Origin of the sequence: Nostoc spongiaeforme FACHB-130, from assembly GCF_014698475.1 — a bacterium.
Lineage (GTDB): Bacteria > Cyanobacteriota > Cyanobacteriia > Cyanobacteriales > Nostocaceae > Nostoc_B > Nostoc_B spongiaeforme.
The window spans coordinates 83,177-103,266 of record NZ_JACJTB010000003.1 but is presented as its reverse complement, the minus strand read 5'-3'; the positions used below and the strand labels follow the sequence as shown (position 1 = coordinate 103,266).

The following is a 20,090-nucleotide window of genomic DNA, read 5'->3' as shown; positions in this document are numbered from 1 at the left end:
TCCTTTTTATTATTCCAAAGAATCGCATAAATAGCGGTTATTAACTGGATACACCAAAAAACATGAAAAAAGTCTAGAGATTAGACGCTAAGAAGTAGAAAATAGCTTGACTCAGCACTTTTTTAAGTCAGTCACGATGAAACTGATTGCATAGCCAAGCATGAAGGAGCGAATAGCATATCTACTCAGCACTTTCAAGCTAGAAGGTAGTAAATATTTGTAGCAGGGATAAGGCTTTAAAACAACACAAACTGCAATTTGAAAATTTTCAAGTTACTGAAACAATCGATTTATTTAGGTAAAAGTTATGGTGAATATCAATGGTACAAATGGCAATGATAACCTCATTGGCACAGATGGTAATGATATTATTAGGGGTCTTGCCGGAAATGATACCTTATTTGGCAATGGTGGCAATGACATTTTAGATGGTGGTGCTGGAAATGATAGCCTCAATGCAGCCACTGGTTTTGTCAGTTCCACAGGGAACAGTATCCTCAGAGGTGGAACAGGAGATGATTTTTTAGATATTACCCGTTCTTCTGGAAATAACCTTTTAGAAGGGGGTGATGATAATGACACTCTATTAGCTCTATTTTCTGAGGGCAATAACCTTATTAGTGGCGGAGAAGGTGATGACATAGTTGATATTAGTACCTCCACAGGCGATAACCTTGTGGAAGGTGGTGATGGCAATGATGAGATTTATGCCGAACGTGTAGCAGGAAATAACAGCCTCTATGGTGATGCAGGTGATGACACCTTCTATCTGAGCAACATTGTGCCACTAGAACCAAGTCCTGCCACTATAGCAACGCAAACTGTAGATGGCGGAGATGGGGAAGATTATCTTTTTGTTGATTACAGTGATGCTGATGCAGCAATATCTTCAACCTTCAATAGTGCCACCAACATTGGCACCATCACAGCCGGTAGCAATGAAGTCAGCTACAGCAACATCGAACGTTTGAACATTATTGGTACACAGTTCGATGATTTCATCACCATTAGTAATGCACGTTTAGATGACAGCATTGATGTGAGTGATGGAGATAACAACATCGCAGGTGAAGATGGAAATGATGTCATACTAGCGGCTTTTACAACTGGGAATAACATCATCAGTGGTGGAGCAGGTGATGACATAGTTGATATCAGTACCTCCACAGGAGATAACCTTGTGGATGGTGGTGATGGCAATGATGAGATTTATGCTGAACGTGTGGAAGGAAATAACAGCCTCTATGGTGATGCAGGTGATGACTCCTTCTATCTGAGCAACATTGTGCCACTAGAACCAAGTCCCTCTACCATAGCGACGCAAACAGTAGATGGTGGAGATGGGGAAGATTATCTTTCCGTTGATTACAGCGATGCTGATGCAGCAATATCTTCAACCTTCAATAGTGCCACCAACACTGGCACCATCACAGCTGGCAGCAATGAAGTCAGCTACAGTAACATCGAACGTTTGAACATTATTGGTACACAGTTCGATGATTTCATCACCATTAGTAATGCACGTTTAGATGACAGCATTGATGTGAGTGATGGAGATAACAACATCGCAGGTGAAGATGGAAATGATGTCATACTAGCGGCTTTTACAACTGGGAATAACATCATCAGTGGTGGAGCAGGTGATGACATAGTTGATATTAGTACCTCCACAGGAGATAACCTTGTGGAAGGTGGTGATGGTAATGATGAGATTTATGCTGAACGTGTAGAAGGAAATAACAGCCTTTATGGTGACGCAGGGGATGACTCCTTCTATCTGAGCAACATCGTACCGCTAGAACCAACTCCTGCCACCATTGCGACACAAACAGTCGATGGTGGAGATGGAGAAGATTATCTTTCCGTTGATTACAGTGATGCTGATGCACCTATCTCGTCCACATATAATGCTTCAACCAACAGTGGCAGAATTACCGCAGGTACAAATCGCATTCGCTACAGCAATATCGAAAGTTTAAATATTATTGGCACAAGCTACAGTGACAACATTGTTGGCAGCAATGGAAATGATACACTTTTTGGTGGTAGTGGTGGTAATGATCGAATCAGTGGTGGTGCTGGTAACGATACATTAAATGTTGACTATTCGACCGGGAATAATCTGCTAAAAGGTGATGTAGGAAATGATACGCTTTCTGCTATTGGCGCTTCTGGTGATAACACCTTAGATGGTGGTGCAGGTGATGATACTTTAGTTGCGGATGATTCCACAGGCGATAACTTGCTAAATAGTTTTAGTGGTAATGATTATCTGTCTGTGGTTGGTTCATCTGGAAATAACACCCTCAATGGTGGTGCTGGTGACGATAGGCTAATTGCGGATGATTCCACAGGCGATAACTCACTCAATGGCGGTAGTAATGATGATTATCTGTCTGCGGTTGGTTCATCTGGAAATAACACCCTCAATGGTGATACGGGTAACGATATATTAGTTGTGGATGATTCCACAGGCGATAACTTACTCAATGGTGGTAGTGGTGATGATTATCTGTCTGCGGTTGGTTCGTCTGGAAATAACACCCTCAATGGTGGTGCTGGTAGAAACACATTAATTGCCGATAATTCTACAGGCAATAACCTGCTAAATGGTGATAACGCTGATGAATATCTGTCTGCTGTTGATTCATCTGGAAATAATACTCTTATCGGTAGAAATGGTCACGATATATTAATTGTGGATGATTCTACAGGCGATAATCTGCTGAGTGGTGACAATGGTAATGATTATCTATCTGCTGTTAGTTCATTTGGTAATAACACCCTCAATGGAGGCAATGGTAACGATACATTAACTGTGCAGAACTCTAGTGGCACTAATGTACTGAATGGTGGTAGTGGTAATGATAATCTTTTGGCAATGGGAGCTTTAGGGAATAATACCCTCGATGGTGGTACTGGTAACGATATCCTAATCGGCGGTAGTGGAGATGATGTTTTAATTGGTGGCACAGGTAACGATCTGATCACAGGCGGTAGCGGTGCAGATACCTTTGTCTTTAATCGTTTTAATGAAGGTATTGATACGATTACTGACTTTAGCATCAGTAATGACATTATTCAGATATCTGCGGCTGGTTTTGGTGGTGGTTTGTTAGCTGGGGCGCTGTCGATGAGTCAGTTTACTTTGGGAACTTCTGCAACCACGACTGATCAAAGATTCATCTATAACAACATTACTGGTGCGTTGTACTTTGACCAAGATGGTAATGCTGGTGGATTTAGACAGGTGCAACTTGCACAACTGTCTGGTTCCCCGGCGCTGAATGTCAGCAATTTTGTGATTGTTTAAAGACTGTCGCAAAATAAACACAAATTACGATCGCTCATAGATACCCGACTTTTTTAAAAGTCGGGTATCTGAACACCTGTAATCTGTCAAAATGAATTGAGTAGAGTATTACAGAGGAATTCGGACTGTAAATGTACTCCCCAGTCCGAGTTGACTTTGAACGTGAATATTGCCTTTGTGGGCTTGAGCGATCGCTAAAGCAATGGCTAAACCCAAACCAGAACCACCAGAACTACGAGAGCGATCGCGATCTACTCGATAGAACCGATCAAAAATTCGCTGTTGATGTTCGAGGGCAATACCAATTCCTGTATCTTGAACTTTAATAATGGCGTAAATTTCATTAACTTCTAAAAAAACAGTAACTTTTCCTTCACTCGGTGTTGCCTGAATTGCATTGATAATTAAGTTAGAAATTAAGCGATAAAACTGTTCTTCATTTCCCTGAACATAAACTTTTTTTGTCACTAGTATCTGTTCAGAGAGATTTACTTGATTTTCTACGGCTAAAAATGCTAACTCTTCAATTAAATCGCTAATTAAATCATTCAAACAGCAAGGCTGATGTTCTGCTATTATTTGTTTTTGATCTATCCTTGTTAACAACAATAAATCACCAACTAATTGTGATAAGCGATGATTTTGGCGTTTGAGGACATCTAAAGTTCCATGATTTGCTTTTGCTTCTGGTTGTAACTTGATTGCGGCTTCAATAGTAGAGTGCATTGCTGCTAAAGGGGTGCGAAACTCATGGGCAGCATCAGCAGTAAATTGTTGCATCTGTTGATAAGAAAGATACACAGGTTGCATTGCCCTTTCTGCCAACCACCAACTAGATAAAGCCACAAAAATCATCGAAATTGGCAGTCCCAAAATTAAAGTTAATCTCAAATAAGCCAAATGTTGATCTAAATCAGTAATACTACGTGCGACTTGTAAATAACCTGAAATTTGGTTTTGAGTATACAAAGGTAAAGTGATTTGGCGGTATCGCGTACCAAAAGCATCAGTAATAAGTTGCCAAGGTTGTGATGATAAGGCAGGTTGTAAATTATCAAATTCTATGCCTGTGCTTGCAAATACTTTTTCTGAACTATCTAATAAGCGCACATAGTAATTAACCTGATTAGCTGTCTCATTGATTGGTTGTTTAATAATAGTTTTTTGAGGCAAACAGTTTGTAGAAGCTATACATAATTCTAAAGAAAGTTCTTTAGCCAGTTCTTGTAAATGTCCAGGTTGTTGCCAAGCTGGTTCAACACTTTTACGGAGTGCCTTGGCGACTGATTTTAATCCTTGGTCTATGGTTTCATAATAAGTGTGGGCAACCACGGTATATACTCCAAAACCAGATAGCCCTAAAATACTAACCATCACTAGGGTATACCAAGCTGCCAATCTCAACCGAGTTTGGTAGAAAATAGGATTACATTTCATATAAATCAACTACTTATTTCTGTAGTCTGAATATTAAGACGATAGCCTACACCATAAATAGTTTCTATCAAAGCTTCGCTGTCTTCTTCTCCCAATTTACGTCTCAATAAGCGGATTTGCGCTGCTACGACATTGCTGACTGGTGCTGTACCAATTTCCCAAAGTTGATTAATAATTTGGTCACGGTTGATAATTTGGTTAGGATGTCGCATAAAAAACTCTAACAATTGGAATTCCTTAATTGTTAAAGTTAATACTTGTGTTTCTCCGTTAGCATACTGGCGAGTCAGTTCATGAGTGTTGTAGTTAAGCGTCAGATAACCTACTTCTAAAATTCGAGGTTTGACTTGGGGTGTAAACGTTGCGCCTGTGTAAGAAGCCCGCCGATGCAATGCTCGCAATCTGGCTAGTAGTTCTGCCATATCAAAAGGTTTAACTAGATAATCATCTGCACCGCTATCTAAACCAATAATTTTTTCTTCCATACGGTCTTTAGCCGTTAGCATTAACACAGGTAGAGTTAACTGGTACTTTCGTAACCATTTACACAACTCTATTCCAGAGACTCCAGGCAGCATCCAATCAAAAATCGCTAATGTGTACTCAGTTGAGCTATTTTCGAGATGTTGCCATGCTTGATTCCCATCTAAAAACCAATCAACTACATACGCTTCATGGCTGAGAACTTGTTTGATGGCTGCACCTAAATCTGTTTCATCCTCAACTAATATTAGTCGCATAGTTAACTAAGTACCTAAAAGCTGCTGAAAATTTCTGCTTTTACACGGATAATATCATTTCGCACCAAGACTAGGTATTGCATAGCTAATAGAATCAACCATCCTTCACTTTTCTAAAGGTAACTGACTACTTGACAGCTTGAGCAAATAACTAAGACAGTTCCCACAACCATTTTGTACAATTCCTGTTCGGATATCGTAAATGTGCTTTAATGTCATCAGAATTTCAGATAAAGCAGCATTATCGGTGCGATCGCCAATTCCGTTTACTGTAATGTTGACTGATAAGCTCCCAACTTCCACAGCAACCGATGAATTTGTCATTGTTTGCTCAAAATTATCTGCTAACTCTTCCTCAAACCAAAATAAATCCTCCACTTTGCAACCCAGCGCCTTGGCTAAACGCAGAGACATCCCCACAGAAGGGGCGTGTTCGCCTGATTCCACACCACTAATACTCTGACGACTTACGCCAGCCATATCAGCCAAATCTTGTTGACTCATACCCAAGCGAGTTCTAATTGATTTGAGATTGTTGCATAGATTCATATCCATTTTCATGAGGTTTTATCTCTCCGTTGTACCAAGTTAAATTTTGCATTGTGGAATTAAAAATTAACTGTAATCGTCAGAATTCAGCACACAGAAGTCAGAATTCAGAATTTAAGAGTAATTCAGTATGATTAATCTATCGTTCTTGGGAAGAATGTGATTAAGCTTTTTAAGCTTCTGACTCCTGAATTTTTACCTGTAATCTTGTGAATCAAAATGCTAAAACTTCCACAACTACAGCAAGTAGATGCAAAATTTTTGCTTCATCACAGTCAGATGAAGACTAATTTCTTCTCGAAAAGCTATGTATAGAAAAATCAGTCCAGCTTGACATTTAGAAACAGCTTCGCCAAACGAAAAACCGAATTCTTGGACGGCTTTGCTCCTTTTCGATTAACGTTAAGCCGTCACTAATTAATGACTAGGCTGGGCTGATATTCAATTGGCAAGCACATGAGGAGTTGTAATTTGACGGTTGAGATTCCCCTAAATCAAGAATATCATACATCTTGCCAATTTATTTGCGCTAATCAAATTTTTGACAAACAGTATTTGTGATTACAACTAGTTCACACTCAGAAGAAATCAAAGCTCATAATTGCACTATGCTTTGATTTTTTGAGTTGTGAAATATCATCAACTCATCATATAAGCTATTTCTACTCAAGACAGAAATCAAATAATTCATGTTGCTGATTTGAGATAGAATAGTCTGTATATTTATATTAGTAAATCTGGAATTATTTCACTAATAAGTGCTGCGATGCTTACAAAAACTTCCACTGCTAAAGATTAGCTAAAAGGTGCAAGTTATTAAAGAAAATATAAGTTAAAATCATTACAATATGATATTCTACACTAAGTTTCAACAGACAAGATTTGTGCAGAATTACTCAGTGTTTTATAGATAAATCAATATACCTATAACAATGTCAAATTACTGAACTGCTAAAAAAAATTTTCTAGCGCAAGTAAAATTGCAAGATGTATGTTATTCTTGACATATAAGGAATCAAAAGCGTAAAGCAAACAACTCAAGTCTATAACAGGTACGGCATTGTAGTATCTGGTTGATGTAGTAGAGTTCAATCCTGTAAGTTAACTAATTCTTTGATGGACTGATGGTCTAACTCTGCAAGTTTCTGGAGGTATTGTAGAGTTAATGGATCGGTAATAGTCTGAAGTATGGGGAAAACTTTAGCCTGCTTGCAGTTCATCAATTCAATTGGAATCAACCGCAATTTTATACAATTACTTCTGCAACCTGTGATGTGTGAAGTGCGGCGAATACAAAGCTGGAAGTTTTTGCTACATAACAACTAGAAATTAATTTGTGTCACCTCTCAAATGTAATATTCCGCCTTGATTGCGTGAGGTTTTATCACCATAAAACCAAGTGTTTGAGAGGAACAATCTGGCTAATAAATTTGATTTGTGGCTACTACGCTGCTTGTTGGTAAGTAAAATGACGCAGATGGAGTTTATATTTTACACTCCATCTGCCCTTTATTTTCTCTAATATTTGGGAATTTGTAATCCTCACAACTTATGAGTTGTGTTTTTTAGCTACTTCTAAATCATTAAGTCTTGTGGCAATTTTAATTGTGACTGGGCTGATTTTGGCAAATGGAGATAATTAGCGATCGCTATGCTTTTACTGTCTTTCATTATTCTAGGGCTGGCTATATTTTTTTGGATGATTGGGTTAATAATCCTTAATCCAATCTGGCAACTACCAATCATATTGTTAGGACTATTATGCTTTTGCATCAGCCTGAAGTTTTCCATTATACCTTTGGAATTACTAGGAATTATTGCCTTAGTAATTACCAGGCAAAAAATCAAATCCCTCAATATTTCTCACTAGTTAATCTCTTTTAGCTTATTTACCTAAATAGCAGTCCTAAATGAATTACAAGCAAATCTACTCCCCACTCCCCGCCTGTACAGATAATCTCAAAAATCAAACCTGATTACTTTATGCGGTACTAACCTATGGAATCATCTATGCAATTAACTAACAACATAGTTTTGTTTGACGATAACGATCGCCTCCTAGTCAGATTATACGCTGCCAATAGCTTAAAAGGCGTTCTTTCGGAAGTTGCTCAAGCTTTTACCCGAAAATACAAGATTCCGATAAAGCTGGAGTTTGACTATGCAGATGTGCTGCGTGAACGCATCTTAGAAGGTGAAACTGCGGATATCTTTATTGCAGATGATGTTTACAATCCGCGTGTGTTAATGCAAGCTAGTAAAAGCAGCCCTGTGGTAAACTTTGTCAGAAATAGAATTTGTGCGATCGTCAAATCTGATCTCACAGTTACCTCAGATAGTTTACTAGATTTGATGTTGTCACCTCAAATTCGCTTAGGTATATCAGCACCTAAACCAGACCTTTTTGAAGATTACGCCCAAGCCGTTTTTCACCAAGCTGAAAAACTTCGTGTCGGTAGTTTTAAAAAATTAAATAGTAAAGCTTTACATTTAGTCGGAGGAAGCAATTATCCTATCATTTCCGACGAAAAAAATAAATTTGCTTATTTCATTCAAGAAACACAACAAGTAGACATTTTTTTAAGCTATTACACCGATGCTCGTTTAGCACATTTAGCTGCACCGAGTTTACAAATAGTAGAGTTACCTACAAATTTAGCCGTTCGGGTCAATTATGGCATGACTATTATCAACAATTCATATAGTGCTGCGGTTATTTTAGCTATGTATATACTCTCTCCAGATGGACAAGAAATATTAGCCAAATATGGGTTTGATACATCTTTAATGGGATGAATAGATAGGGAAAGGGGGGACAAGGGAGGCAAGGAAGACAAGGGAGAGAGAGGTATAAATGAGTAGTGAAATTGGATAATTTATATTTTTGATTACCTTAAATATGTGCGTTTTAGAGATGTTGTACACAACATCTCTGTTTACCTTTCAAATTCTTATGTAAGTCATGTGTAAGACGAACAATGGCTTCAGTCGCTTAGTTATTTTATTTTGTGATTTATAACTAAATAACATAAATATTATAATTAGCAATCATACAAGTTAAGAGAATAATAGGTTGGGTGTAGCGATAGCGTAACCCAACAAAGTATGCGTGAATGTTGGGTTCCGTTCCTCCAACCAACCTACACAAATCTAAGTTGTTGCCTTAACTGAACTGTATTGATGTATAACTAAATATCATAAATATTGTAATTATCAATCATACAGATTCAGAATAATAACTCCTGATTCTAGAAGATAATAATCTCTGTTTAGTAAAACCTGAATTTTCTAAATATTTGGAAGCAAAGTTATTGCTGTAACCACTATATAGCAAGGCTTTATAGAAAAATATATTCCCGGTAAATATATTTTACTCACTCTAATAGATGTCTTGCAAATAGAATATTCTGTCTATTTTATTTTGTTTAATTACCCAATATATTGATTGTTATCTTATTAATATACAGACCTGTCTTTATAAATTCAAAATGCTCATATTTTATTTATATTTTTTCGTTTTTGTCATTCAAAATACTGTTTAATAATTAGAAGAATTGTTAATCTTTAGAAAGACAAAAGAAAAAGATTTCTTCTTGAGGCGGTCATCGATTAAAGGCAAGAAGAAAGAAAGAGAAATCAGCAAAGGAGAATAAAGGAATGCCACTAAAACTATTAAAGTGCGACGAAACAATTCCTGAAAGAGAAAAGCACGTATACATCAAAGAAAAAGGCGAAGACACAACCCAATTCCTTCCTCTCTCCAACATCGAAACCATCCCAGGTTCACTATCAGAACGTGGATGTAGCTACTGCGGAGCCAAACTGGTAATTGGTGGCGTACTCAAAGACACCATCCAAATGATCCACGGCCCCATCGGTTGCGCCTACGACACCTGGCACACCAAACGCTACCCCAGCGACAACGGTAACTTTCAACTAAAATACGTCTGGTCATCAGACATGAAAGAATCCCACATCGTCTTCGGTGGCGAAAAACAACTAGGCAAATCCATCAGAGAAGCCTTCAAAGAATTCCCCGACATCAAACGGATGATAGTCTACACCACCTGCGCCACAGCCTTGATTGGTGACGACATCCGCGCCGTAGTCAAAAGCGCACAGCAAGAACTCGGTGACGTAGACATCTTCTGCGTAGAATGTCCCGGATTTGCAGGTGTGAGCCAATCCAAAGGACACCACGTCCTCAACATCGCTTGGATTAACGAAAAAGTCGGCACATTAGAGCCAGAAATCACCTCACCCTACACCATCAACGTCATCGGTGACTACAACATCCAAGGTGACACCTTCGTACTAGAGAAGTACATGGAAAAAATGGGCATTCAAATCATTGCTCATTTCACCGGAAATGGTACTTATGACTCCTTACGGGGAATGCACAGAGCGCAACTCAACGTTACCAACTGTGCGCGTTCAGCCGGTTACATCGCCAACGAACTCAAAAAGAGATATGGTATTCCGCGTCTAGACGTAGACACCTGGGGTTTTGACTATTGCCAAGAAGCACTACGGAAAATCGGCGCATTCTTCGGCATTGAAGACAGAGCCGAGGCTGTAATTGCCGAAGAAATCGCCAAATACCAAGAGAAAATGGATTGGTACAAGGAAAGACTCTCAGGCAAAAAAGTCTGTATTTGGACAGGTGGCCCTAGACTATGGCACTGGACAAAAGCATTAGAAGACGACTTAGGAATGCAGGTAGTATCCATGTCTTCCAAGTTCGGACACCAAGAAGACTTTGAAAAGGTCATTGCCAGAGGTCAAGAAGGCACAATCTATATTGATGATGGTAATGAATTAGAGTTCTTTGAAGTTCTGGAAATGATTCGTCCTGATGTGGTGTTGACTGGGCCACGGGTAGGTGCGTTAGTGAAGAAACTGCACTTGCCTTATGTGAATGGTCATGGTTATCACAATGGGCCTTACATGGGCTTTGAAGGTGCGGTGAATATGGCAAGAGATTTGTACAATGCCATTTATTCTCCTTTGATGCAGCTTGCTGCTATTGATGTTCGTGATGATGCTCCTCAAGCTCCTGCCAAGACAAAAGAAATTGAACACTTGAATGAAAAAGTGACCAATATCACAACCTACATTCAAGAACGTTGTTTGTGGCAATTCCACTCCCGTGCATGGGATAGAGAAGAGAACATCAATGGTGTAATCAAGAAAGCTGCCGAACTCTTAAGTGGAGAAAGATCAGTTCAGGAAACACTGACGGACAAGTTGCATTATGCAGATGCGAAGATTCTGGTGTCTGAACTCAAACGCAACTTACCTTGGATCAAAGAGTTGGATAAGGCGCAAGTTAAGTCTGTACTAGAGTCAGTTAAGCAAAATCTGGTCGGTATTGCGATCGCTGGTTCTCTCAACGGTGAACTGCACCACTCTCTCTATTAATAAGAGTCTCACGCAGAGCCGCAGCGAAAAGTTCCTCGAAGCCGGGTTTCCCGGCGTAGGAAACTTTTCAAGACAGAGGCGCAGAGAGGGTGAGAGAAACACAGAATCTATAAAATCTTCTCCCCAGTCGAACTTAGACAATCACCAACATAGAACTCAGAACTGCAAAATTTAGGCGAAATTCGATTCAAATATCAGTTCTGAGTTCTATTTACCCACATTTCACCCTATTTAGGAGGCAATTTAGATGACTTTAGCTGTAACTAAGAAAGAACGTGCTGGGGTAATCAATCCCATTTTTACCTGTCAGCCTGCGGGTGCTGAATATGCAACTATCGGTGTTAAAGATTGTATTCCCTTGGTGCATGGTGGACAAGGTTGCAGTATGTTTGTCCGCCTGATTTTTGCCCAACACTTGAAAGAAAACTTTGACATTGCATCTTCTTCACTCCATGAAGCTAGTGCGGTATTTGGTGGTATGCCACGGATTGAAGAAGGCGTGAAAACAATAGTAGCACGCTACCCTGATGTACGTTTGATTCCCATCATCACCACTTGTTCCACTGAAACCATTGGGGATGACGTAGAAGGTACAATCAACAAAGTCAACAAGTTCTTAAAGAAAGAGTATCCAAATCGGGAAGTGAAGTTGATTCCTGTACATACTCCTAGTTACCGTGGTAGTCAGGTAACAGGATATGATGCTGGTGTCACTTCCTTGATCACTAACTTGGCGAAAAAAGGTGAACCAAACGGTAAGTTAAACATCATTACCGGTTGGGTTAACCCTGGTGATGTGACTGAAGTTAAGCACATCCTCAGCGAAATGGGCGTTGATGCCAATATCTTATTAGATACTGAAACCTTCAATGCTCCCACCATGCCAGATAAGAACAGCTTTACCTTTGGTAATACTACCATTGAAGATATTGCTGGTTCTGCCAATGCTGTGGGAACGATCGCTCTGTGCAAATATGAAGGTGGTAACGCTGCTAAATTCTTACAAGAGCAATTTGACGTTCCTGCGATCGTTGGCCCTACACCAATTGGTATCAAGAATACTGACGCTTGGCTACAAAATATCAAGAAACTAACCGGTAAGCCAATCCCAGAATCCTTGGTAGTAGAACGGGGTAAAGCGATTGACTCCTTGGCTGACTTAGCACATATGTACTTTGCTAACAAGCGTGTAGCTATTTACGGCGACCCCGATTTAGTAATTGGCTTGGCTGAGTTCTGCTTAGAAGTTGAATTAGAGCCAGTATTGCTGTTGTTGGGTGATGATAACCAAGCTGCTTCCAAAGACCCCAGACTAGCTGAGTTAGCTAAGAGAGCAAACCACGCTGAGTATGACATTGATGTCATCTGGAATGCTGACTTGTGGGAACTGGAAAGCCGCGTGAAAGAAAAAGGCGATATCGATTTGATTTTGGGTCACTCCAAAGGTCGGTATATTGCGATCGATAATCAAATTCCAATGGTACGCGTAGGCTTCCCCACCTTTGACCGTGCAGGTTTGTGGAAAAACCCTGTGATTGGTTATCGCGGTGCGGAATGGTTGGGAGATGCGATCGCTAACGCTATGTTTGCAGACATGGAATACAAGCATGATCGTGAGTGGATCTTAAACGTTTGGTAAGAGGTTTATAAACGCAAAGGAACGCTGAGTATCACGCAGAGGAACGCAAAGTTTTAACTAAATTCCTCTGCGTTTTTATAGAACATGGGAGAGAAGAATTATGGCAACAAATATGGATGCGAATGTCGTATTTTACGGGCATTTAAGCGAACTGTATCAACTGGCAAAAGAAGGTAAGATTAAAACCACTTTACAGGGTAGTCACACTCGACCCTGTAAATTTTGGACTGCAATCAAAATTTTAAGTGGGATTAAGGATGCGATCGTCATTTCTCATGGGCCGAGTGGCTGTGCTTATGGAGTTAAACGAGCATATAAACTTACTAATAGCCGCAACAGTGGTTCGCCTTATGAACCTGTTGTCACTACTAATATGAGTGAGAAAGCGGTGATTTTTGGTGGGGAAAAGGAATTACGCGGTGCGATTCTGGAAGTAGATCAAAAATATCATCCCGATGCGATCGTTGTTGCTACTAGTTGCGCGTCGGGGATTATTGGCGATTGTGTAGATGAAGTAGTGGGTAAAGCTCGTAGCGAAATCGACGCAGAAATTATGACGATACACTGCGAAGGCTTCGCCGGAGAATATCGCAGTGGCTTTGATATCGTCTTCCGCCAGATTGTAGACTTTATGGAGCCGCCTACTCCAGAACGCCAAGCACAACTAGCTGATTCTGTCAATATTGTGGGCGCGAAGATGGGGCCAGAAAGGACAGAAGTAGAAGGAGATGTTAAGGAACTAAAACGACTAATTAAAGGGATGGGTGCAAGAGTTCACAGTGTGATTGCTGGTGACTGCACCTTAGAAGAACTCAAACAAGCACCAAGCGCAGCCGTTAACTGTACCTTATGTTTGGATCTGGGCTATACCATCGGTAAAGCTATGTCAGACAGATTTGGTACACCTTTAAATTCGACAATTCTGCCCTATGGTATCAGTGCTACAGAAAAATGGTTGCGTGGGGCGGCAAAATATTTAAAGATGGAAGCACAAGCAGAAGCCCTGATGGAACGGGAATATGCAGCTATCAAAACAGAATTTGAAGCAGCCAAGAAATATATCGAAGGTAAGTTAGCCATTATCGAGGGACATGACGCTATTAAGTGCTTGTCTATCGCCCATATGTTGGAACGTGATTTTGGGATGCGTGCGGTTATTTATAACTTCCATCCTTGGAGTACAGAAGCACGAGAAACCAGTGTAGATTACTTGCTGGAAACAGGCTTAGACCCAGAAATCTTGATTACCAAGGGGACTTTAGCTTTTGGTAAGTATGAATCCATGAAACAAACTGAAGATGAATTACTAGAATTTATCGGTGGTTTAGATGCTGATTCTGTAGTTTACTTCGGTTCTTCCTTGAGTTTCCCCCACATTCCCGTTGTCGATTTAAACGCCATCTTAAATCGTCCTAGATTTGGCTATCGCGGAGCTTTAAAGGTCGCCAAGTGTATTAAAACCGCCCTTGAATATGGTTTTAGACCCCGCAGTTCCCTAACTAAGCAAATGGTATTCCCGAAAAACTCAGGATTAGCATCTACTCAATCACTCACCGGAAAATTAGCCCAAGACTTGCCAGATTGCACTGTATATGCAGGGAAGAAGCGGGGCAAATGTTTTAACGAGTAATGGCTTAACTAACTGTACCGTATATGCAGAGAAGAGGAAAATGTTGTCAGGAATAACAAGTGAAAACTCCCAGAAACTCAATGTCATACCCTCCCACACAGAGCCACTAACCTTTGATAATTGCGATCACAGCAAAGACCCCATCGTTGGCTGTGCGTTAGAAGGTATTGCTAACATGGTCGCGGGGATTAAAGATGTCAGTATCGTGATTCACTCTCCCCAAGGTTGCGCCTCTACGGTAGCGGCTGGCTATGATAACCATGAGGTGGATTTTACTAAGCGCAAAGTCGGTTGTACGCGCTTGTTTGAGTCAGATATTGTCATGGGTGCATCTGATAAACTCAAAGGTTTGATTAGAGAGGCGGATCAATCTTTTAATCCCAAAGTAATGTTTGTCGTTGGTACTTGCGCCGCAGATATTATCGGTGAAGATATTCAGGGACTATGCAATAATATCCAGCCAGAAATCAACGCCAAGCTTGTACCTCTGCTGGCTGGTGGTTTTCGTGGTAATGCTTACGATGGCTTGGAAATGGGTTTAGAAGCTTTACTTCCTTTCATCCACAAAAGAAAGAAGCGACGCGGCGGTAAAAAACCCAGAATTGTCAATATTATTGCACCCCAAGCAAATGTCAATCCTACCTGGTGGGCTGACTTGGAATGGGTGAAGCAGACTTTAAAATCTTTGAGGATTAAGGTACAAACAGTAATTTCTCATGGTACTTCCTTTGAAGAATTGGAACAAGCGGGTAACGCAACTGCCAATATTCTTCTCAGTCATGATGTGGGGTATAAGTTTGCGCGGAAAATGCAGCAAACCCATGATATTCCGCTAATTCTGGATGATATACCTTTACCCATTGGTGTGCAGAATACTACACGCTGGTTGAAGGCTTTAGCGGCGCATTTCAAAATAGACGAAACAAGAGTAGAACCACTCATCAAAGAAGGTGAAAACAAAGTTGTCGAGACCCTCCGCAAACGAGCATTGATGATTATTCCCCGATATCGTAACTGTAGAATTGCTGTGTCTGCGGATGGGACGATGGGTATTGGGTTGGTAAGAATGCTGTTTGAAGAGTTGGAAATGATTCCAGAAGTGTTGTTGTTCCGTTCAGGAATGCGCGAATCTCGTTCAATTCTAGAGCGAGAATTACAAAGTATGGGAATATCTCCCCGTGTAGTATTTTCTGCTGATGGGTATCAGATTAAACAAGCTTTGGCGGAGGTTGATACTGATGCTGTGATTGGCTCGGCATGGGAAAAATACATGGCGGAGGAATTGGGAATTAAAATTGCTTTTGATGTGTTTACTCCGACTAACAGAGAGACTTATCTTGATAGACCATATTTTGGCTATGAAGGGATGATTAACATGATGGAAGTCATTGCTAACGATTGGGAAAGAGCATTTCGTTCCAAACATATTCACTGGACTTAGAAGCAGGCGATCGCTCTTGGGGAATCATGAGGGCGATCGCTTTATAATAGAATATGGAAAATAAATCTCCATTATGTAAAAAATATGACACACTCTTCACCAGAAAGAATCGTGAGACGTGGAAGAGTATTCCCGGAAATTCAGTGGACAAAAGCCCAAAAAGCCCAAGATAGAGCCAGAAGACAAGCATTTTATGAGCGTTGTTGGGTAATTTTTGAGCGTTTAAAACCAGAAATACTAGATAAATATTCTGGCTGGTATATTGCCATTGAACCTGATAGCGGTGATTATTTTATTGACCAGGATAAAGAAGTAGCCAGTAAAATGGCTAGAGAAAAACACCCTCAAGTGATTCATCATATTTTTGGCATTAATGAAACAGGTGTAAGTGGCAGAATATGATTGAGGGAAGATTTGGAGAATATGGACAAATTTATTTTGAAATAGATTTAATTGGCGGGGATGGCTTGAGTTTTCCTGTAGAAACAATGCTAGATACAGGATTTACTGAGTTTTTAGCTATGAACAAACAAGATGTAGAAAGTCTTGATTGGCAGTTTTTAAATCAAGATAAATTGAGAACTGCTCAAGGAGAAACTGAATTTGATGTTTATAGCGGTAGAGTCATTATAGATAATCAAGAATGGGAAATTCCTGTATTTGCTGGAGATGAAATACAGGAAATTTTATTAGGTTCTCGATGGTTGAAATCATTTATTTTAGTCGCTGATTATAGTCAAAATAGAGTTACATTAGATTACATATAATATATGGTGTTACTGAATAAAAGGATGAATTAATTATTTAGTGCAATTTGGCGATCGCTTCCACAGTCATAGCCTTAAATGCGATCATTTTTTTGGTCAGTGCGGGGAAGAAAAATAATAACTACAATGCGTTACTGGCCTCGCCCTGGTTTACAATCTGCAAAACCCAACGCCTCTGAGTCAAGAAAACTTGCGATCGCCATCTCAACCACGGCTTCGATTGGATATTCAATTTCAGCAGCACGCGCAATTAAGGCTGTGCGGATTCGCTCAGGCAATCTTCCTAAAATCACCTCAGCATCAGCACTTGTAAGTTGCTCTTGAAGTTTGGCCTGCATAACTTTAAATCTCCATTGGGATTTGAACGTTATAAGGTGGTTCCGTGGCTCTGAGAATGATGGCTTCTAGCTCCAATAGTAACGCAGGGTTTTCCCAATGCGAAATTATCTGCACTGCGATCCGAACGTCCTCATCGTCATATTTATCGAGCCATGCCCAAAGAAAAGCTTTGTGTCCACCACTGAAACGCCCCCGCAGACTCTTGGTTTTACCAATGTAGAGCAATCCGTCATTTCTGTGTCTGACTGCATAGATACCAGGACGAGGAGGAAGGCTTTTAAAGTCACGGGTTAATGGTTGACATTGCTCGAAGGGGATAAAGGCGATTTCATCGATAATATGTCGAGCTTGGGCTTGTAGATCAGAATCATTTGTTGGCATGAAGACAGCAATACTACCTGCATTGGCGCGTGGCGATTATTTTATCACCATAGGCTTGGTGTATTACTGCCAAATTCGTGATCGCTGATGTTTAGCAAAGCACAGGCGATCGCTTCCACAGTCACAGTCTTAAATGCGATCGCTCTTTTGGTCAGTGCTGGCAAGAAAAAACAATGCTACAGCGATAAGCGATCGCACTAATTAGCCATTTCCAATATTAATTTCAATAGAAAATTTCACACTATTCGCTGCTGTATTTATTACGTCTTGTCTTGGGTCTCCAGCAAAACCAGCTACTAATATTTCTGAGAACCAATACCAAAGAGGCATACAGTTAGGCAGAATGTCCTTTAATTTTGCATCTTTACTTTTTTTTCTCTGAGCTTCTACAGCCAGGGCTGGCACAACTAAAACTCCACTGATAGAATCTATTTGACTATCTGATAGAAGTGGAAACCAGATTTCATCACATCCAAAGTGTCCCATATCCCATATTGGAGACGAACACTCTTTCCCAGCATCAATAAATGCAGTAGGTATTAATGAATAATCAATATCAAGCAAGCACGAGGGAGTAAAAATAAAATAGAATGAGCTAGGAGTAATATCAAGCATTAAACTGCTTTGAGTTTTCTCCTCGTCACCAACTGTATGATAAAAGTCATCTATTTGACCATTCACATCAACTCTCTTGCATTGAATGAGGCAACTATATTGTATTTCCGACCGACTATTATTTTGCTTTATCCGACGTTGAATGATTAGACCAATATCTGCTCCTGTTTTATTTTCTTTTGTAGACTTTCGGATCTTAGTGTTTAGATAGATGTTCTGATCTCGTAACAACCCAATAACACTTCCCCAAACATTTTCTAATGATGAAGTATCTAAGGCATCTACCAAATACTCTGTAAAGGCACGTTCGTCTATATTTTGTTTTGAACCTTTAATCCGGTTGTTTAATCTTCTCGCTATTACAGATGAAATAGTGAGACAAGGTTGGGAAAGCAAATATTTGACCTCATCTGTCAACCAAGAATCCATAATTTTTTACAGGTAAATTGACTGAATATTACACTATAACAACAGTCAGCTTTATCTTAAGAAAACTAAACATAAGCTAAATATAATTACTTGTTTTTCTTTCAAAGTTTTTCCTATAGATAATCCTCACTTTTCCTCTCAACTTCCTCTTCCGCAGTAGAATGATTATGAACACGATTGATTAGTTAGGGTTGGCGATCGCTTAACTCATTGTTACCTGAGTGTTATTCCAATTGATTTATTTTCAAAACGGAAAAACATAGCGAAAAATTGAGCGCAGGAAACCCACGCTCAAGACTTTTCAAAGTAGAGTTTTTCCTATTGGATGAATTTACAATAACTTGAAGCCAAAGTTATTGAGAGTCTCGCGTAAATTTTTGCAGCCTTTGAGATAGTCTAAGGTAGCTATTCTCTCGGCGGAGTGTTCTGACCAATCACCGGCTACATTCATGTTTTGTTCGGTGTAGAACTGTTTCATAATATCGTTGTAACGAGCGATCGCATCTTCTTGTTCTCCTAATTTATAAGTCTCCCGATGCAACACAGCTGCTTGGGGTAGACGGGGTTTAATTGCTGGTTTCACTTCAGGATTGGGGAAACCCACACACATCCCAAAGACAGGGAACACAAAAGGAGGTAAGTTCAATAATGTGGCGACTTCTTGAGTGTTTTTACGGATTGCACCTATATAGATTGTTCCCAAACCCAAAGACTCAGCAGCAACGATCGCATTTTGTGCTGCAACTGAAGCATCAACGATGGCTTTCACCAACAGTTCTACATAGTCAAGAGCAACATGAGGTAGTCCGCGACTGTCAGCAATATGAGCTAGACGACCTAAATCTGCTAACCATACCAAGAATACAGGAGCTTGTTTAACATGGGCTTGGTTATTAGCCAGTTTGTATAATTCCTCTTTGCGCTGTTCATCTTCAACCGCTACCACACTCCAAGTTTGCATATTCGCTGAACTAGCAGCAGACTGAGCAGCAGCCACTAGCAACTCTAAAATTCCTGGTGGTAAAGGATCAGGCAAATAAGACCGCACCGAACGGTGAGATAATATTGTTCCGATAGAATCATTCCAGGGAATATTGTAATCAAAAGGAATTTCACCGTAGCGCGATCGCAAAACTTCCACAGGATTAGTCATAGTTAAAAACTCCAAATATTTCAAAATTGCAAAAACTCTCCGCGTTCCTCCGCGTTTATCAACTACTCTGGAAACAAAAACACAATCTTAGTCAAAGATTCTAATTCGCTTGAAGAATAATAATCAGAGTAAATATCCACTGCTAATATTTCTCTTACTGACATCACAAAAGAGATAAATATCAGCAAAACAAACAGCGCAGGAACAATTTGTTTCCAAAGTCTTGAGAAATGATA

Annotated in this window: 14 protein-coding genes and 2 pseudogenes; 8 read left to right on the top strand and 8 right to left on the bottom strand. The window is 39.9% G+C overall.

Features of this window, described 5'->3' with window-relative positions; genetic code table 11:
* Nucleotides 1-307 precede the first annotated feature (307 nt).
* A complete protein-coding gene (locus tag H6G74_RS04440) occupies nt 308-3,313 on the top strand; it encodes a beta strand repeat-containing protein (protein ID WP_190966526.1) in 3,006 nt (1,001 codons plus the stop codon).
* 108 nt (nt 3,314-3,421) lie between these two features.
* Here the strand turns inward: H6G74_RS04440 and rppB are convergent, their stop codons facing one another.
* From rppB to H6G74_RS30815, 4 genes and pseudogenes are all read right to left on the bottom strand, one after another.
* Nucleotides 3,422-4,750 carry a two-component system sensor histidine kinase RppB gene (gene rppB / locus H6G74_RS04435; protein ID WP_190966525.1) on the bottom strand — a complete coding sequence of 443 codons (1,329 nt, stop codon included), beginning with the start codon at nt 4,748-4,750 and terminating at the stop codon, nt 3,422-3,424.
* Nucleotides 4,751-4,755: 5 nt separating this feature from the next.
* Nucleotides 4,756-5,490 (bottom strand): two-component system response regulator RppA, encoded by a 735-nt coding sequence (rppA, locus tag H6G74_RS04430; RefSeq protein ID WP_190966524.1) that lies wholly within the window; start codon nt 5,488-5,490, stop codon nt 4,756-4,758.
* A gap of 105 nt (nt 5,491-5,595) precedes the next feature.
* Nucleotides 5,596-5,820, bottom strand: a pseudogene (locus H6G74_RS31790) (hypothetical protein); the annotation flags it as partial.
* A gap of 9 nt (nt 5,821-5,829) precedes the next feature.
* Nucleotides 5,830-6,051: pseudogene (locus H6G74_RS30815) on the bottom strand (helix-turn-helix transcriptional regulator); the annotation flags it as partial.
* Nucleotides 6,052-8,049: 1,998 nt separating this feature from the next.
* On the opposite strand from H6G74_RS30815, the gene H6G74_RS04420 reads away from it, so the two are divergent.
* The 7 genes from H6G74_RS04420 to H6G74_RS04390 all read left to right on the top strand — a co-directional run bounded on the left by H6G74_RS04420 (nt 8,050) and on the right by H6G74_RS04390 (nt 16,937).
* On the top strand, nt 8,050-8,835 hold the full coding sequence (locus tag H6G74_RS04420; RefSeq protein WP_242051150.1) for a molybdate ABC transporter substrate-binding protein: 786 nt from the start codon (nt 8,050-8,052) through the stop codon (nt 8,833-8,835).
* Between the two features lie 861 nt (nt 8,836-9,696).
* Nucleotides 9,697-11,460 (top strand): nitrogenase vanadium-iron protein, alpha chain, encoded by a 1,764-nt coding sequence (gene vnfD, locus H6G74_RS04415; protein ID WP_190966521.1) that lies wholly within the window; start codon nt 9,697-9,699, stop codon nt 11,458-11,460.
* A gap of 247 nt (nt 11,461-11,707) precedes the next feature.
* A complete protein-coding gene (gene vnfK, locus H6G74_RS04410; RefSeq protein WP_190966520.1) occupies nt 11,708-13,099 on the top strand; it encodes a V-containing nitrogenase subunit beta in 1,392 nt (463 codons plus the stop codon).
* 100 nt (nt 13,100-13,199) lie between these two features.
* Nucleotides 13,200-14,729, top strand: a complete 1,530-nt coding sequence (locus H6G74_RS04405; RefSeq protein ID WP_190966519.1) for a nitrogenase component 1 — start codon at nt 13,200-13,202, stop codon at nt 14,727-14,729.
* 40 nt (nt 14,730-14,769) lie between these two features.
* On the top strand, nt 14,770-16,170 hold the full coding sequence (locus H6G74_RS04400) for a nitrogenase component 1 (protein ID WP_190966518.1): 1,401 nt from the start codon (nt 14,770-14,772) through the stop codon (nt 16,168-16,170).
* Nucleotides 16,171-16,254: 84 nt separating this feature from the next.
* Complete coding sequence (locus tag H6G74_RS04395; protein WP_190966517.1) at nt 16,255-16,572, top strand: hypothetical protein; 318 nt, start codon at nt 16,255-16,257, stop codon at nt 16,570-16,572.
* Nucleotides 16,569-16,937: an aspartyl protease gene (locus H6G74_RS04390; RefSeq protein ID WP_190966516.1), complete on the top strand. Its 369-nt coding sequence runs from the start codon at nt 16,569-16,571 to the stop codon at nt 16,935-16,937. The genes H6G74_RS04395 and H6G74_RS04390 overlap by 4 nt, the downstream gene beginning before the upstream one ends.
* Before the next feature lie 131 nt (nt 16,938-17,068).
* Here H6G74_RS04390 and H6G74_RS04385 read toward each other — a convergent pair whose 3' ends face one another.
* The 4 genes from H6G74_RS04385 to H6G74_RS04370 all read right to left on the bottom strand — a co-directional run bounded on the left by H6G74_RS04385 (nt 17,069) and on the right by H6G74_RS04370 (nt 19,854).
* Nucleotides 17,069-17,275, bottom strand: a complete 207-nt coding sequence (locus H6G74_RS04385) for a hypothetical protein (RefSeq protein ID WP_190966515.1) — start codon at nt 17,273-17,275, stop codon at nt 17,069-17,071.
* 4 nt (nt 17,276-17,279) lie between these two features.
* Nucleotides 17,280-17,657 carry a GIY-YIG nuclease family protein gene (locus tag H6G74_RS04380; RefSeq protein WP_190966514.1) on the bottom strand — a complete coding sequence of 126 codons (378 nt, stop codon included), beginning with the start codon at nt 17,655-17,657 and terminating at the stop codon, nt 17,280-17,282.
* A gap of 201 nt (nt 17,658-17,858) precedes the next feature.
* The gene (locus H6G74_RS04375; RefSeq protein WP_190966513.1) at nt 17,859-18,701 is read right to left on the bottom strand and encodes a hypothetical protein; all 843 of its coding nucleotides are present in this window, start codon (nt 18,699-18,701) and stop codon (nt 17,859-17,861) included.
* A 331-nt stretch (nt 18,702-19,032) separates the two neighbouring features.
* Nucleotides 19,033-19,854, bottom strand: a complete 822-nt coding sequence (locus tag H6G74_RS04370) for an NADPH-dependent oxidoreductase (RefSeq protein ID WP_190966512.1) — start codon at nt 19,852-19,854, stop codon at nt 19,033-19,035.
* Nucleotides 19,855-20,090: the final 236 nt, after the last annotated feature.